Genomic DNA, 16,434 nt, shown 5'->3' with positions numbered 1-16,434 from the left:
AGATGCCCGAAGGTCTTCCTCTGCGCCATCGCGCTCGCAGCCACCGTTATGTTCTGGCCATGAAGACAATGGGTCCTGAGCCTAGGATTCATCGACATCACGTCGATCCGCCACTGGCTCCGCCATCTTTCAACATAACCTAGATGCGGCGCATGAGTGGATGGAATCCTGCTCCCACATCCCTAGCCGGCAAGCGCAGGTTGGCGCCTGCCGGCTGCGGGCCGGTTGGATGCCTCAGCCTTCGGGGAAGAAGACGAAGCGCATGACGAACAGCGCGGCGACGATCCATGTCGCCGCATGGACCTCGCGGGCGCGTCCGGTCAGCAGCTTCAGCCCTGCGTAGGTGACGAAGCCGAAGGCGAGCCCGTTTGCGATCGAATAGGTGAACGGCATGGCCAGGGCGGTCAGCACCGCGGGCGCGGCCTCGGTCACGTCCTCCCAGGTGATCTCGGCGAATTCGCGCAGCATCAGGGTGGCCACATAGATCAGCGCGGGCGCGGTCGCGGTGGCGGGCACCGATCCGGCCAAGGGCGCCAGGAAGGTCGCCAGCAGGAACAGCACCGCCACGGTCAGTGCCGTCAGGCCCGTGCGCCCGCCCGCCTGCACGCCCGCCGCGCTTTCGACATAGGCGGTGGTGGACGAGGTGCCCAGCATCGAGCCCGCGACGATGGCGGTCGAATCCGCCATCAGCGCGCGGCTCAGCCCCGTATTGGTGTGGGTCGGGCCCTGGATCAGCAGGCCCGCGCGCTTGGCCACCCCGATCAGCGTGCCGGTGGCGTCGAACACCTCGACCAGGACCATGACCAGCACGACATGGACGATGCCCGTTCCGAGCGCCCCCCATACGTCAAGCTGCATGAAGGTCGGGGCGACCGAGGGCGGCGCCGAGACGATGCCTGCGAAGCTGCTCACGCCCAGCAGGATCGAGGCGGCGGTGACGGCCAGGATGCCGATCAGGATCGCCCCCGGTACCCTCAGCGCGTCCAATGCCGCGATGATGAAGAAGCCCGCGATGGTCAGCAGCGGCCCGCTTGCCGTCAGGTCGCCCAGGGCGATGAAGGTCGCCGGGTTGGCCACTACGATGCCCGAATTCTTCAGCGCGATCAGCGCCAGGAACATGCCGATCCCGGCCGCGATGGCGCTGCGCATCGACTGCGGGATGCCCGCGATCAGCCAGCGCCGGATGCCCGTCACCGACAGCAGCAGGAAAATGATCCCCGAGATGAAGACCGCCCCCAGCGCCTGCTGCCAAGTGTAGCCGAGCGTGCCCACGACCGTGAAGGCGAAGAAGGCGTTGAGCCCCATGCCCGGGGCCATGCCGATCGGCCAGTTCGCCCAAAGGCCCATGACGGCCGAGCCGATCGCCGCCGCAAGGCAGGTCGCCACGAAGACCGCGTCGCGGTCCATCCCCGTCGAGGAAAGGATGTCCGGGTTGACGAAGATGATGTAGGCCATTGTCAGGAACGTGGTCAGCCCGGCGACGAGCTCGACCCTGACGCTGCTTCCCCGCTCCCGCACATTGAAGATGCGTTCGATCATGATTGTTTTTCCTCCCCGCGCAGGCTCGCGAGCACCCTGCTTAGCGGACGTCCGATGCTGCCGACTATTCGCCATCCGTTGCAACAGCTTCAACCGATCGCAGGGGAAGCCGATGGGATGACAGCCGCTTGCGCTGCCCGACGGTACGGGCCCGAGAGGATGCCGCTCAGCACAGGCTTGTCATCGATCTGCGGCTTGCAATGGGCACGGGACAAAAGGATCAGCCGCGCCATCTGCCCGTCTGTCAGCCAGGAAAGGTTGCCATGGGCTGATCGCCTTGTGGAACCTGAACCATCCTCGGAAGCGCAGGATGGCTGTTGATCCTACCTCCCACCCGAGCCGAGACAATCGGGGTTCTGGTCGAAAATATCCGCGAACACCGTCCGTGCGCCGAAATCGCTGACGTGAACGATGTCGGAGTAGAGATAGCGGCCTTCCAGTTGGACATCGCAGACGCCGGAACTGCAAATCTGTTCATGTGGATAGAGCACCCGGACCCGAGAGGGCAGGGTGCCCGCCGCAAAGCTGGCGAGCAGCTCGTCGGTTTCATTGAGGAAATCGTCACGGGACACACCCTGAATTCCTGCCAGCACGGCAGGGATGCCACCGCGGAAGTTGTTGGTGAGGAACGGCAGCGGACCGACGACACAGACGTGCTCGAAGTGTTCCGACAGCAAACCCAGAAGGGAGAGGATTTCCCGAGTCATCTCGGCACGGCGCTCGCTTTCCGGTTGCGCAGGGGAATCGAGCAGGGTGACGCGCGCATTTGCAAACGGCGTCTGCTGGGCAGTGTTCTGGGCGAAATAGTCGCTGCCATAGTAATAGGCCGCCCAGGCTGCCGAAAGCAGAACGGTCCGGGGCTTCTGCAGGTCGCCGCGCAGATAATCGAAAAGCTGGGCATAATAGGCCCGGCATTCCGCATTGAACTCGGCCGAGCGGTTCACGCGGATGGTGCGGTCGGACGGAAAGCAGCCGCCGCGGGTCAGGCTGACAAGTTGCCGTCCCTGATCCGCAAGCGCCTCGGCCAGCGGGGCGGAAAAATGGAAGGCATTGGAATCGCCGATCAGCAGCACGTCCTCGGGCCGCAGGGGCGGGCTCAGGCAGTCCGCCAGGTCGCGGCATTCCGCAAGCCCGCTCCGCTCGAGCGAGCGCAATGTCGCAATCGCCTCGGGGGACAGGTCGAAGCGTACATAGCCGTCGCGATGGTGGCCGACCGCGCCCAGGGCGACAAAGCCTAGGATGCCGGCAGTCGCCCCCGTGAAGACCGCGCTGCGTGAGACGCCCTGTCCGGCGCGAAAGGGCATCTCGACATACTTCCAGCTGAGCCAGGCCAGCGGGAACACCGCAAGGGCAAGGCCGAGCCTGACGGCCAAGGCGGGCTCGGCGGGGGTCATGTAGCGCAGGAAGGCCAGCATCGGCTGGTGGAACAGATAGGCGCTGTAGCTGACCAGCCCGATCAGGACCAGAAGGGGCCGGGACAGGAGCCGCTGCATCCATGTGCCGGGCCGTGCGCAGAGAAGGATCAGCACCGTTCCCAGCGTCGGCACCAGCGCGAAGGGGCCGGGAAACTGCGTCCGGTGATCGAAGGCTGCAACGGACCACAACACGAGGCCGAGACCCACGACGGCCAGAGTGTCATGGAGGCGGCCGACCGGTGCATGGGGCGTCTCCCGCCGCAGGATCAGCATCGCCACCACACCCATCAGCAGTTCCCATCCTCGGGTGGTCAGAAGGAAATAGGCGCTTTGCGGGGCGGTCCGGGTCAGCCAGACGGAGGCAAGGAAGCTGGCCAGCAGCATCAGAACGATCGCAGCGGGAAGAAGGCCTCGTACACGATGCCAGACCAGCGCCATGATCGGCGGGAAGAGGATGTAATACTGCTCTTCGATTGCCAGGCTCCAGGTGTGCAGAAGCGGCTTCAGTTCAGACTCGACGTCGAAGTAACCGGCTTCTTGAAGGAAAAGGATGTTCGACAGGAAAAGGGTGGTGGCAACGACGCTTTGCGAGAAATCGGCAAGGTCGCGCGGAAGAAACCAAAGCCAAGCCGCGATCGTGCAGACGAACAGGGTCAGGAAAAGAGCGGGGAGGATACGGCGGGCGCGTCTTTCGTAAAAGCGCAGGATGCTGAACCGGCCGGCCTCCAGATCGGCAAGGATGATCCCTGAGATCAGGTATCCGCTGATGACGAAAAAGACGTCGACCCCGACGAAACCACCGCTGAATCCGGCAACCTTCGCGTGAAAAAGAATAACTGGCACAACGGCAACAGCCCGCAGGCCGTCAACTTCCGGTCGGTAATTCATCCCGATATTGCTCTGGGAACAGGATCTCGGGATCAGCTTGGGTGACCTGCCGATTCGGAACAAGGCTCATTTTTTCGAAAGTTAACTCTCTGTAGAAATACACTGCCTAAAGTTGAAATTTCAGATGGGCTCACGCGCTATCCATTTGCTTGCTGCTGAGACACGCAGCCTTCTCGCAGGAGCTGACCGATGAGCAGCCTTTTCGAGGTGGCCGGCCCCAGATGGCAGGGCTCATGCGGCTTGCCATAGCACTATCGGTATATCGGCCGTGCATCTTAGGATTTGCCCGGTCCCGGCGGCCTCCTTTACCAGATTCGACTGAAGCAACCGGCGCCGCACATGCACGGCGCCGTCGGGGGAGGGAGAAACGCAGGATGAAGGTGATGAAGCTCGCGGCCGCGCTCGGGATCGGGCTTTCGCTGCTCGCCGCGCCGACGCTGGCGCAGGACAAGGGCCTGGTCGGTATTGCCATGCCGACCAAGTCCTCGGCGCGCTGGATCGACGACGGCAACAACATGGTCAAGGAACTGCAGGCCGCAGGCTACCAGACCGACCTGCAATATGCCGAGGACGATATCCCGACCCAGCTGAGCCAGGTCGAGAACATGATCACCAAGGGCGCCAAGGTCCTGGTGGTCGCCTCCATCGACGGCACCACGCTGTCGAACGCGCTGGCCAACGCCCAGGCGGCAGACATCAAGGTCATCGCCTATGACCGGCTGATCCGCGACAGCGACGCGGTCAGCTATTACGCCACCTTTGACAACTTCAAGGTCGGCGTCCTGCAGGCGGAGTCGCTGGTCAAGGGCCTCAAGGAGCGCTTCCCCGACCAGAAGCCGTGGAATGTCGAGCTGTTCGGCGGCTCGCCCGACGACAACAATGCCTTCTTCTTCTACGACGGCGCCATGTCGGTCCTGCAGCCGATGATCGACGCGGGCGAGATCGCGGTCGTTTCGGGGCAGATGGGCATGGACCAGGTCGGCACATTGCGCTGGGACCCGGCCACCGCGCAGGCCCGCATGGACAACATCCTGTCGGCCAACTACGGCGACAAGCAGATCCATGGCGTCCTGTCGCCCTATGACGGGCTGTCGATCGGCATCCTGTCCTCGCTCAAGGGCGTGGGCTACGGCTCGGGCGACATGAAGATGCCGGTTGTCACAGGCCAGGACGCCGAGATCCCGAGCGTCAAGTCGATGATCGCGGGCGAGCAGTATTCCTCGGTGTTCAAGGACACGCGCGAGCTGGCCAAGGTCACGGTCGGGATGGTGGACGCCGTGCTGGAAGGCAAGGAGCCCCAGATCAACGACACCGAAACCTATGACAACGGAGTCAAGGTCGTGCCCTCCTACCTGCTCGAACCGGTCGAGGTGAATGCCCGGAACTACAAGCAGGTGCTGGTCGACTCGGGCTACTATTCCGAGGACCAGCTGCAATAAGCTCAGCACGGGCGGGTCCGGCTGACAGGCCGGGACCGCCCTTCGATGCGCGCGGGGAGGCGGGCATGGCGGCAATTCTTGAGATGCGCGGGATCGGCAAGAGCTTTCCCGGCGTGCGCGCGCTGGACCGCGTGAACCTGGAGGTCGAGGCCCGCGGCATCCATGCCATCTGTGGAGAGAACGGCGCCGGCAAGTCCACGCTGATGAAGGTCCTGTCGGGTGTCTATCCGCACGGCAGCTATGACGGCGAGATCCTTTACGAGGGCCGCCCCATGCGGTTCCGCGACATCCGCGACAGCGAGGCGGAGGGGATCATCATCATCCACCAGGAACTCGCGCTGGTGCCGCAGCTTTCCATCGGCGAGAACATGTTCCTGGGCAACGAGATCACGCGCGGCGGCGTGATCGACTGGCCCCGGACCTGGGCGCGCACGCGCGAGCTGCTGGCCAAGGTCGGCCTGAACGAGAATCCCACCACGCCGGTCGAAAAGCTGGGCGTCGGCAAGCAGCAGCTGATCGAGATCGCCAAGGCGCTGGCCAAGGACGTGCGCCTGCTGATCCTGGACGAGCCGACCGCCGCGCTTCAGGAAAACGACAGCGCCACGCTGCTGAAGCTTCTGCTGGAACTCAAGGAGCAGGGCGTGACCTCGATCCTCATCAGCCACAAGCTGAACGAGATCCGGCGCGTGGCCGACCGGGTGACGGTGATCCGCGACGGCTCGACCGTCTCGACACTGGCGCGCGACGAGATCACCGAGGAACGGATCATCCGCGACATGGTCGGGCGCGACCTCGCCCATCGCTACCCCGAGCGCGTGCCGCAGATCGGCGGCGAGCTGATGGCGGTGCGGAACTGGACCGTGTGGCACCCCGACCAGCCGCGCAAGGTCATCGACGATGCGGCCTTCACCGTGCGGCGCGGCGAGATCGTGGGCATCGCCGGCCTGATGGGCTCGGGCCGGACCGAACTTGCCATGTCGATCTTCGGCCGCAGCTTCGGCCGTGACATCTCGGGCACGGTCGAGATCGGCGGCAGGCCGGCCGATGTCTCGACCGTGAACCGCGCCATCGATGCCGGGCTGAGCTATGTGACCGAGGACCGCAAGACGCTGGGCCTGATCCTCGACGAGCCGATCCAGCGCAACGTGTCTCTGGCGAACCTTGCGGGGATCTCGGCCCGGGGCGTGCTGTCGCGCGGGCGCGAGAAGGCGGTGGCGGAAGGCTATCGCCGCGACCTCGGCATCCGCACGCCCTCGGTGCTGCAGCAGGTGGTGAACCTGTCGGGCGGCAACCAGCAGAAGGTCGTGCTGTCCAAGTGGCTGTTCACCCAGCCGCAGGTACTGATCCTCGACGAGCCGACGCGCGGCATCGACGTCGGCGCCAAGTTCGAGATCTACGCGATCATGAACAGGCTGGTGGCCGAGGGCCGGGGGGTGGTGATGATCTCGTCGGAAATGCCCGAACTGCTGGGTATGTGCGACCGCATCTATGTCATGAACGAGGGCCGGATCGTGGGCGAGCTGACCCGCGCCGAGGCCAGCCAGGAGCGCATCATGGGCATGATCCTGCGCAGCGAGGGGAGGGCGGCATGACGGTTCCGCAGCATGACGAACTGGGCGTCGCGGGCAGCGCCATCCGCGCCCGGCTGGGCGGCGGCCTGCGCCAGAACGGCATGGTGCTGGCTCTGCTGGCCATCGTGCTGTTCTTCGTGGTGGTGGTGCGCAGCACGCAGGGCATCGACTTCCTGTCGGCCCAGAACATCACCAACCTGTTCCTGCAGAACAGCTATGTCATCGTCATGGCCTTGGGGATGCTGCTGGTCATCGTTTCGGGCCATATCGACCTGTCGGTCGGCTCGGTCGCGGCCTTCACCGGCGCGGCCTCGGCCTTCCTGACGGTCAAGCTGGGCTGGCCGGTCTGGGCGGTCATGCCCGCCGTGCTGATGATCGGCGCGCTGATCGGCGCGGCGCAGGGCTACTGGATCGCCTATTGGCGCATCCCGTCCTTCATCGTCACCCTTGCCGGGATGCTGGTCTTTCGCGGCCTGACCCTGTGGCTGCTGCAGGGCCAGAACATCGGTCCCTTTCCCAAGGCCTTCCAGGCGCTGTCCACGGGCTTCGTCGGCGACGTGTTCGGCCCGGACAAGCCGAACTACACCGCCCTGATCCTGGTCGCACTGGCGGCCGCCGCGATCGTCACCAGCGGGCTGCGCGCACGGACGCAGGACGCAGCCTTCGGCACCGAGCCAGAACCCGCGGGCCTGTTCTGGACCCGCAATGCCGTGGTGGTCGCGGCCCTGATGTTCGTCGGCTGGAAGCTCGCCATGTTCCGCGGGCTGCCGAACGTGCTGATCGTGATGTCGGTGCTGATCGTTCTTTATGCCTTCGTGACCGAGCAGACGACGCTGGGACGGCGCATCTATGCGCTGGGCGGCAATGAGAAGGCGGCGCGGCTGTCGGGGATCAAGACCGACCGGCTGGTGTTCCTGACCTTCGTGAACATGGGCGTGCTGGCGGCGCTGGCGGGGATGATCGTCACGGCGCGGCTGAACTCGGCCACGCCCAAGGCCGGCGTCGGCTTCGAGCTGGACGTGATCGCCGCGGTGTTCATCGGCGGGGCCTCGATGTCGGGCGGGTCGGGCAAGATCCTCGGCGTCGTCGTTGGCGCGCTGATCATGGGGGTGATGAACAACGGCATGTCGATCATGGGCATCGGCATCGACTATCAGCAGGTCATCAAGGGGCTGGTGCTGCTGGCCGCCGTGATCTTCGACGTCTACAACAAGGCCAAGCGCGCGTGATCCTGCCGCAATCCGCAGGGCCGTGGAAGCAAGGTGCCACCGCATGACTCGACCGCTGATCGCCATCCTGCGCGGCATCCGTCCCGATGAGGCCGCAGCCCATGCAGAGGCGCTGATCACTGCGGGGGTGACAACCGTCGAGGTGCCGTTGAATTCGCCCGAGCCGTTCGACAGCATCGCCCGGCTGATTGCCGCCTTCGGAGACCGCGCCCTGATCGGTGCGGGCACCGTGCTGGACCCCGGGCAGGTCGCTCGGCTGGCCGGGATGGGCGCCCGGCTGGTCGTCTCGCCCGACGCCAACCCCGAGGTGATCGCCGCGACCCGTGCGGCAGGCATGGAAAGCTGGCCCGGCGTGATGACCCCGACCGAGGCCTTTGCGGCGATCCGCGCGGGCGCGACGGGCCTCAAGCTGTTCCCGGCCTCGCTTGTCGGGTCTGCAGGGCTTGCCGCGATCCGCGCCGTGCTGCCGCCGGACATGCCGGTCTATGCCGTGGGCGGCGCGGGGCCGGAAAACTTCGGTGCCTGGATCGCCGCGGGCGCCTCGGGCTTCGGCATCGGCACCGCCATCTACCGGCCCGGACAGACGGTCGCGGCGACCGCGGACGCGGCGGCGCGGGTGGTCGCGGCCTATGATGCCGCCGCGGGAAGCGCATCGTGAGGCTGCTCGATCCGACGCCCTGCGAACTGGGTGAGGGCGCGTTTTGGCACCCCGAGCGGCAGCAGTTCCTGTGGCTCGACATCCTCGGCCGACAGCTTTACACCGCCGGTGCCCCCAGCCGCGACCTGCCTGAACTGACCTCGGCCATGGCTTGGGTGGACCGCGACCGGCTGCTGCTGTCCACGGAAACCGGCCTCTGGCTTTATGACATGGGGACCGGGAGGGTGACCGAGAGGGTCGCCGCCATTGCCGATGATGCGCCGCACCTGCGCTCGAACGACGGCCGGGCTGATCCATGGGGCGGCTTCTGGGCCTCGACCATGGGCAAGGCGACGCAGGCCGGGGCAGGGACCATCCGCCGCTGGTTCAAGGGTGAGTTGCGGGTGATCCGCGACGGGCTGACGATCCCCAACGCCATCTGCTTCGACCGCCCTCGCGCCTGCGCCTATTTCGCCGACACCGCCCTCGGGACGATCTGGCGGCTGCCGCTCGATCCCGCGACGGGCTGGCCTGCCGGTGAGGCCGTGGTCTTTCTCGACCTGACGCGCGGGAACCTTTCCCCCGACGGTGCCGTGACCGACGCCGAGGGCAACCTGTGGAACGCGCAATGGGGTGCGGGCCGGGTCGCCTGCTACGATCCGGGGGGACGACTGGTCGCCAGCATTCCGGTTCCCGCGCGGCAGGCAAGCTGCCCGGCCTTCGGCGGCGCAGATCTGTCCGACCTGATCGTCACCACCGCCTGGGAGGGCCTTGATCCCGAGGCCCGCCGCGCCGATCCCCAAGCTGGCTGCACCTTCGTCACGACTGTCGCGGCTCGCGGTCTGCCCGAGCCGCGCGTGCTTCTGCCCTAGGCTGCAGCAAGGCCCGCGGCCTCGGCGATTGCGCGATAGGCCACCGCCGCTGCGGGTGTCAGCTTGCGGTCCCGCATCGTGACAAGGCCATAGGGCGCGACCATCAGGTCGGGGGCCACCGGCAGCCGCACGATCCGCGCGCCCAGCGAGGCCTGAGAGCGGAAGAACTCCTCCGCCTGGGTGGACATGACCCCGATTGCATTGCTGCGGCTGACAAGCGCCAGCGTAAACATCAGCGAGGCGGTGCCGACAACCCGCTGGGGCAGGGGCAGCCCGCGCTCCATCAGGTAGGCCTCGACCGTGCGGCGCAAGAGCCCGGCGCGCGGCTGCATGACCCAATCGAAGCGCAGCGTCTCGGTCAGGTCCGAGGGCGGATGCACGTCCAGTTCGTGCCCCGCGCGCACGATCAGGGACATCGGCTCGGCGCCGATGGTCCGCATGGCGAACTGGGTCGCATCGACGTGGTCCGGGATGCGGCCCAGGTAGAAATTGACCTCGCCCGCGATCAGCTCTCCCACCAGCCGGTCGCTTGAATCGACCATCACGTCAAAGCGGATCTGCGGCCGCATGATCCGCAGGTTCTGAAGCACCGGCAGCACCAGGTCTAGGGATGGCCCCGAGACCGAGCCGAGGCTGACGAATCCGGCCTTTCCGTTGTTGATGTCCCGCACCTCGGTCGCGGCGCTGTCGATCTCGTGCAGGATGCCGCGGGCAAGCTCGGCCAGCCGCGTGCCCGCCGCCGTCAGGTTCACCCCGCGCGGATGCCGTGCCGTCAGCTTGACGCCCAGCAGGTGTTCCAGTTCCGACAGCATCCGCGAGGCGGCGGGCTGGGTCATGTTCAGCCGCTGCGCCGCCGCCACGACCTGGCCCGTGTCCGCGACATCGACGATCAGTTGCAGCTGTCGCAGCTTCAGCCCGCGCGCGGCGAGCGGCGGCGGTCCCTTGGTCATGGTGTCTCCTTCTCCCCTTGCGCGACATTGCAGGAACGTCATGTCGGGCGTCAATAATCGCATTTGACCGCATGACGCACGCCTCGCTACGCAAGACGTGACGCGGCCAGATCGACCGGCGGCGCAGGAAAGGGTGGACCGATGCTGCTGTCCCAGATCACGACCCGCGACGGTCGCACCACGGTGGTGATGCGCGACGGCACCGAGGCGCATGAGGTTCAGGGCTTCGCCTCGACGCTCGAACTGGCGCAGCACTGCATCGCCGAAGGAAGGACATTGGCCGAGGTGCTGTTCTCGCGCCGTCCCGGACCGGCGGTGGACCTGCGCGCCGCGCTGGACGAAGGGCGCGTGCTGCCGCCGCTGACCCATCCCGATCCGGCGCATCTGCTGGTGACGGGCACCGGGCTGACCCATCTCGGCTCGGCCTCGACCCGCGATGCCATGCACCGCGAGGATGATGTAGCGGGCACCCCGATGACGGACTCGATGCGGATGTTCCGCATGGGGCTGGAGGGCGGGCGCCCCGAGGCGGGACGCGAGGGCGTGCAGCCCGAATGGTTCTACAAGGGCGACGGCCATTGCGTCGTCGCACCGGGGGCTGAACTGCGGATGCCCGGCTTCGCCCAGGATGGCGGCGAAGAGCCCGAGATCGCGGGCCTTTACGTCATCGGTCCCGACGGCGTGCCCTTCCGTCTGGGCTTTGCGCTGGCCAACGAGTTCTCGGACCACGTGATGGAGAAGGTGAACTACCTTTACCTCGCCCATTCCAAGCTGCGCCAAGCGAGCTATGGCCCCGAGATCCTGGTGGGCCAGCTGCCCGAGGACATCTGCGGCACCTCGCGCGTCCGCCGCGGCGGCGAGGTGCTGTTCGAGCAGCCCTTCCTGTCGGGCGAGGCGAACATGTCCCACAGCATCGCCAACCTGGAACACCACCATTTCAAGTATGACCAGTTCCGCCGTCCAGGCGACGTCCATGTCCACATGTTCGGGACCGCGACGCTGAGCTTCGCGGCCGGCGTGGCGACCGAGCCGGGCGACGTGTTCGAGATCGAGGCTTCCGCCTTCGGCCTGCCCCTGACGAACAGGCTGGGCCGCGCCCCCGCCACAACGGCGGCTGTCGCCGTCCGCGCGCTGTAAGACGGGGGGAACGCGATGACCTTCGCCCCCGCTTCCTGGCCGCGCCGCCTCCGCTCGCAGGAATGGTTCGGGGGCGACAGCCGCGACAACATCTACCACCGCAGCTGGATGAAGAACCAGGGCTTCCCGGCGGACCTGTTCGACGGCCGCCCGGTGATCGGCATCCTGAACACCTGGTCCGAGCTGACCCCCTGCAACGCGCATCTGCACGACCTCGCCCAGCGCGTGAAGCACGGCATCTTCGAGGCCGGGGGCTTCCCGGTCGAGGTGCCCGTCTTCTCGGCCGCTGAATCGAGCTTTCGCCCCAGCGCGATGATGTTCCGCAACCTTGCCGCCATGGCGGTCGAAGAGGCGATCCGAGGCCAGCCGATGGACGGCTGCGTGCTGATGGTGGGCTGCGACAAGACCACGCCCAGCCTTCTGATGGGCGCGGCCAGCGTCGATCTGCCGGCCATCGTCGTCACGGGCGGGCCGATGCTGAACGGCTGGTTCCGGGGCGAGCGCGTGGGCTCTGGCACCGCGCTGTGGCAGATGTCCGAGGACATCAAGGCGGGCCGGATGAGCCGCGCCGACTTCTTGGAAGCCGAGACCGCCATGAGCCGCAGCCCGGGCAGTTGCAACACGATGGGCACCGCCTCGACCATGGCCAGCATGGCCGAGGCGCTGGGCATGGCGCTTTCAGGCAACGCGGCGATCCCGGCGGTGGACTCGCGCCGCCGGATGATGGCGCAACTGACCGGGCGGCGCATCGTGCAGATGGTCAAGGACGACCTGAAGCCCAGCAACGTGCTGACCCGCGCGGCCTTCGAGAACGCGATCCGCTGCAACGGCGCCATCGGCGGGTCCACCAATGCCGTGATCCACCTGCTGGCGCTGGCGGGTCGCGTCGGCCTGGACCTGACGCTGGACGACTGGGACCGGTTGGGCCGCGACGTGCCGACGATCGTCAACCTGATGCCCTCGGGCAAGTATCTGATGGAGGAGTTCTTCTACGCCGGCGGCCTGCCCGTGGTGCTCAAGCGGCTGGGCGAGGCCGGGCTTCTGAACCGCGACGCTCTGACCGTCAGCGGCCAGACCGCATGGGAGCAGGTGCAGGACGCCGTGAACTGGAACGAGGACGTGATCCTGCCGGTCGAGCGGGCACTCACGCAGAACGGCGGCATCGCCGTGCTGCGCGGCAACCTCGCGCCGCAGGGGGCGGTGCTGAAGCCCTCGGCCGCCAGTCCGCACCTGCTGCGCCATCGCGGCCGGGCGGTCGTGTTCGAGGACATCGATGACTACAAGGCGCGGATCAACGACGAGGCGCTCGACATCGACGAGACCTGCGTCATGGTTCTGAAGAACTGCGGGCCGCGCGGCTATCCCGGCATGCCCGAGGTCGGCAACATGGGCCTGCCGCCCAAGGTGCTGCGCAAGGGGATCACCGACATGGTGCGCATCTCGGACGCCCGCATGTCGGGCACCGCCTATGGCACCGTCCTGCTGCACACCAGCCCCGAGGCGGCGCGGGGCGGTCCCCTGGCCATCGTGCGGACCGGCGACATCATCGAGATCGACGTGCCTGCCCGTCGCGTCCATCTGGACGTCAGCGACAACGAGATCGCTGCCCGGCTGCGCGACTGGACCCCGCCGCTGCCGCGCCCCTCGGGCGGCTATGCGCAGCTTTTCCACGACCATGTGCAGGGCGCGGACACGGGCGCCGACTTCGACTTTCTCCTCGGTTGCCGCGGATCGGAGGTGGGCCGTGACAGCCACTGAGCCGGTCGGGATCGCCGTCGTGGGCCTGGGCAAGATCGCCCGGGACCAGCACCTGCCCTCCATCGCGGCCAGCCCCTCCTTCCGACTGGCGGCGACGGTCAGCCGCAACGCCAGCCTGCCGGACGTGCCCTCCTTCGCAGGGCTGGAGGAGGCGCTGGACGCGATGCCCGATGTGGGGGCGGTGGCGCTATGCGTGCCGCCGCAGGTGCGCTTCGGCATGGCGCGCGCGGCGCTGGAGGCCGGACGCGACGTGCTGCTTGAAAAGCCGCCCGGCGCCTCGGTTGCCGAGGTCATGGCACTGGACCGGGTGGCGCGCGACACGGGCCGGGTCCTTTACGCCACCTGGCACTCGCGCCATGCCGCGGGCGTCGCCCCGGCGCGGGACTGGCTTGCGGGGCGGCGTATCCTGGGCGGGCGCATCACTTGGCGCGAGGATGTGCGACGCTGGCATCCGGGACAGGACTGGATCTGGCAGGCGGGCGGCCTTGGCGTCTTCGATCCCGGCATCAACGCGCTGTCGGTGCTGACCACCATCCTGCCGGTCGAGGTCTTCGTCAGCGCGGCCGAGCTGGAGTTCCCGTCCAACCGCGACACCCCCATCGCCGCGCGCCTGACCCTGCGGACGACGGGGGGGCAGGCGATCGAGGCCGATTTCGACTGGCGTCAGACCGGCCCCCAGACATGGGAGATCGAGATTGAGACCGACGCGGGCCCCCTGCTGCTGACCGGGGGCGGCGCGCAGGCGCAAGCGGGCAGCGCGGTGCTGGCGCAGGCCGAGGCGCTCGCCTCGGAATACGACGGCATCTATTCCGAGTTCGCGCGTCTTGTCGCGGCGCGGGAAAGTGCCGTGGACCTGCGGCCGCAGCTGCATGTGGCGGATGCCTTCATGCTGGGCAGGCGGACCCAGACAGATGCCTTCGAGGACTGAGGCGATGCGAGCCCCCCGAGAAACCGGACTGGGGGGACAGGCTTCCGCCATCGACGATTTCGGCCTGCGCCCCGACGGGCAACGCGTGAGCCGCGTCGCCGTCTCGGGGCACGGGCTGTCGGCCTGGGTGCTGACGCATGGCGCGACGGTGCAGGACCTGCGTCTGGCGGGTTTTCCGCAGCCGCTGGTGCTGGGCTTCCCCCGGCTTGAGCCTTACCTGACCGAGGGGATGTATTTCGGCGCCGTCGTCGGACGCTTCGCCAACCGCATCGGCAATGGCCTCGCATGGATCGGGGGCAAGGAACGGCAACTCGACCGCAACTTCTTGGGCCGCCACCTGCTGCATGGCGGCACGGACGGGACGGGTGTGCGCAACTGGCGGCTGGGCGAGGTCACGGGGGACAGCGTGACGCTGCATGACCGCCTGCCCGACGGGCACATGGGCTTTCCCGGCGCCATGGATGTGACGGTGCGCTATGCGATCACTGCCGGGCCGGTGCTGGAAATCGGGATCACCGCCGCCACGGACGCCGAGACGCTCTGCAACTTCGCGCAGCATTCCTTCTTCAACCTGTCGGGTCAGCCCACCATTGCCGACCATCTTCTGTGCTGCCCGGCAGAGCGGTATACCGCGACCGATCCCGATCTGATCCCCACCGGCGAGACACCCGCCGTTGAAGGCACGCGCCGCGACTGGCGCCAGCCGATGCGGCTGGGCGAGCGGCTCGACGCCGGGCTGATCGACGACAACCTCTGCCTTGGCGACAGGCGTATTGCCTCGCCGCGTCCGGTGGCATGGTTGTCGGCGCCGGGCTGTCCCGTCCTGCAGCTCGAATCGACCGAACCGGGGTTGCAGGTCTATGCCGGCGATCACATCCGTCCCGGCGCGCCCGGCCTTGCGGGCCGACCCTACCAGCGTTTCGCAGGCATCGCGCTCGAGCCGCAGCTGTGGCCCGACGCGCCCAACCATCAGGGCTTCCCCTCGGCGCTCCTGCGCCCCGGCGAAACCTACCGGCAGATCACGCGGATTCGGCTGACGCCCGCAGAGGCCTCGCCGGACAGGCCCGAGGGCCATCAACGGGGCGGGGAGAGCCCCCAGAGGAGGACAAGATGAAGAACCTGACCACAGCCGCGTTGTTCGCCAGCACCGCCCTTGCTGCCCTGCCCGCGGCGGCCGAAACCGTGGGCTTCGCCCAGATCGGTTCGGAGTCCGGCTGGCGTGCCGCCGAGACCACCGTGACCCGGCAGGAAGCCGAGAAGCGCGGCCATGACCTCAAGTTCGCCGATGCCCAGCAGAAGCAGGAAAACCAGATCAAGGCGGTGAAGACCTTCATCGCCCAGGGCGTGGACGCCATCCTTCTGGCCCCGGTCGTCGCCACAGGCTGGGACCAGGTGCTGCAGGAAGCGAAGGAGGCCGAGATCCCGGTCGTGCTGCTGGACCGGCAGGTCGACTCCAGCGAGGACCTGTACCTGACCGCCGTCGGCTCGGATCTCGAACACGAAGGCCGGGTGGCAGGGGAGTGGCTGGTGCAGCAGGTCGGCGACAGGACCTGCAACGTGGTCGAACTGCAGGGCACCACCGGATCGTCCCCGGCCATCAAGCGCAAGGCCGGTTTCGAGGCGGGGATCGCCGGGCATGACAACATCACCATCACCCGCAGCCAGACCGCCGACTTCACCCGGACCAAGGGCAAGGAAGTGATGGAAAGCTTCCTCAAGGCCGAGGGCGGGGACGAGATCTGCGCGCTTTACGCCCACAACGACGACATGGCCGTGGGTGCCATCCAGGCGATCAAGGAAGCGGGCAAGAAGCCGGGCACCGACATCCTTGTCGTGTCGATCGACGCCGTGCCCGACATCTTCCAGGCAATGGCGGCCGGCGAGGCGAATGCCACGGTCGAGCTGACCCCGAACATGGCGGGACCCGCCTTCGACGCGCTGGAAGCCTATTGGAAGAACGGGACGGTGCCGCCGAAGTTCATCCAGACCGAGTCGAAGCTCTATACCCAAGCCGACGACCCGCAGGCGATCTACGAGTCCAAGAAGGACCTCGGCTACTGAGCCGCGAACC

General features: G+C 67.2%; 13 protein-coding genes. 10 read left to right on the top strand and 3 right to left on the bottom strand.

Annotated features, from left to right (window positions below):
* Positions 1–234: 234 nt before the first annotated feature.
* Entirely contained in the window at positions 235–1,539 is a 1,305-nt protein-coding gene (locus ACFFII_RS01635) for an NCS2 family permease (RefSeq protein ID WP_377697142.1), read from the bottom strand.
* Positions 1,540–1,862: 323 nt separating this feature from the next.
* Positions 1,863–3,905, bottom strand: coding sequence for an acyltransferase family protein (locus tag ACFFII_RS01630; protein WP_377697141.1), 2,043 nt, complete (start codon positions 3,903–3,905; stop codon positions 1,863–1,865).
* 311 nt (positions 3,906–4,216) lie between these two features.
* Between ACFFII_RS01630 and chvE the strand changes: the two genes are divergently transcribed.
* The 5 genes from chvE (at position 4,217) to ACFFII_RS01605 (ending at position 9,590) form a co-directional block, all read left to right on the top strand.
* Positions 4,217–5,281, top strand: a complete 1,065-nt coding sequence (chvE, locus tag ACFFII_RS01625) for a multiple monosaccharide ABC transporter substrate-binding protein (RefSeq protein WP_377697140.1) — start codon at positions 4,217–4,219, stop codon at positions 5,279–5,281.
* Between the two features lie 65 nt (positions 5,282–5,346).
* A complete protein-coding gene (gene mmsA / locus ACFFII_RS01620; protein ID WP_377697139.1) occupies positions 5,347–6,873 on the top strand; it encodes a multiple monosaccharide ABC transporter ATP-binding protein in 1,527 nt (508 codons plus the stop codon).
* Positions 6,870–8,081, top strand: coding sequence for a multiple monosaccharide ABC transporter permease (gene mmsB / locus ACFFII_RS01615; protein ID WP_377697138.1), 1,212 nt, complete (start codon positions 6,870–6,872; stop codon positions 8,079–8,081). The genes mmsA and mmsB overlap by 4 nt, the downstream gene beginning before the upstream one ends.
* Positions 8,082–8,124: 43 nt before the next feature.
* The gene (locus tag ACFFII_RS01610; protein ID WP_377697137.1) at positions 8,125–8,739 is read left to right on the top strand and encodes a 2-dehydro-3-deoxy-6-phosphogalactonate aldolase; all 615 of its coding nucleotides are present in this window, start codon (positions 8,125–8,127) and stop codon (positions 8,737–8,739) included.
* A complete protein-coding gene (locus ACFFII_RS01605; RefSeq protein ID WP_377697136.1) occupies positions 8,736–9,590 on the top strand; it encodes an SMP-30/gluconolactonase/LRE family protein in 855 nt (284 codons plus the stop codon). Before ACFFII_RS01610 ends, ACFFII_RS01605 begins: the two co-directional genes overlap by 4 nt.
* Here ACFFII_RS01605 and ACFFII_RS01600 read toward each other — a convergent pair.
* Complete coding sequence (locus ACFFII_RS01600; RefSeq protein ID WP_377697135.1) at positions 9,587–10,540, bottom strand: LysR family transcriptional regulator; 954 nt, start codon at positions 10,538–10,540, stop codon at positions 9,587–9,589. The two genes, ACFFII_RS01605 and ACFFII_RS01600, sit on opposite strands and share 4 nt — an antisense overlap.
* A 141-nt stretch (positions 10,541–10,681) precedes the next feature.
* Between ACFFII_RS01600 and araD1 the strand changes: the two genes are divergently transcribed.
* The 5 genes from araD1 to ytfQ are packed head-to-tail and all read left to right on the top strand — an operon-like array spanning position 10,682 to position 16,424.
* Entirely contained in the window at positions 10,682–11,677 is a 996-nt protein-coding gene (gene araD1, locus ACFFII_RS01595; RefSeq protein ID WP_377697134.1) for an AraD1 family protein, read from the top strand.
* A 15-nt stretch (positions 11,678–11,692) separates the two neighbouring features.
* Positions 11,693–13,435, top strand: coding sequence for an L-arabinonate dehydratase (gene araD, locus ACFFII_RS01590; protein ID WP_377697133.1), 1,743 nt, complete (start codon positions 11,693–11,695; stop codon positions 13,433–13,435).
* Positions 13,422–14,363 (top strand): Gfo/Idh/MocA family protein, encoded by a 942-nt coding sequence (locus ACFFII_RS01585; RefSeq protein WP_377697132.1) that lies wholly within the window; start codon positions 13,422–13,424, stop codon positions 14,361–14,363. Before araD ends, ACFFII_RS01585 begins: the two co-directional genes overlap by 14 nt.
* Before the next feature lie 4 nt (positions 14,364–14,367).
* On the top strand, positions 14,368–15,477 hold the full coding sequence (locus tag ACFFII_RS01580) for an aldose epimerase family protein (protein ID WP_377697130.1): 1,110 nt from the start codon (positions 14,368–14,370) through the stop codon (positions 15,475–15,477).
* On the top strand, positions 15,474–16,424 hold the full coding sequence (gene ytfQ / locus ACFFII_RS01575) for a galactofuranose ABC transporter, galactofuranose-binding protein YtfQ (protein WP_377697128.1): 951 nt from the start codon (positions 15,474–15,476) through the stop codon (positions 16,422–16,424). Before ACFFII_RS01580 ends, ytfQ begins: the two co-directional genes overlap by 4 nt.
* The last annotated feature ends 10 nt before the right edge of the window (positions 16,425–16,434 follow it).

Source organism: Paracoccus niistensis (assembly GCF_042432925.1).
GTDB classification, from domain to species: Bacteria; Pseudomonadota; Alphaproteobacteria; order Rhodobacterales; family Rhodobacteraceae; genus Paracoccus; species Paracoccus niistensis.
Note: the sequence above shows the minus strand (reverse complement) of the source record. Positions and strands in the feature narration are given on the sequence as shown.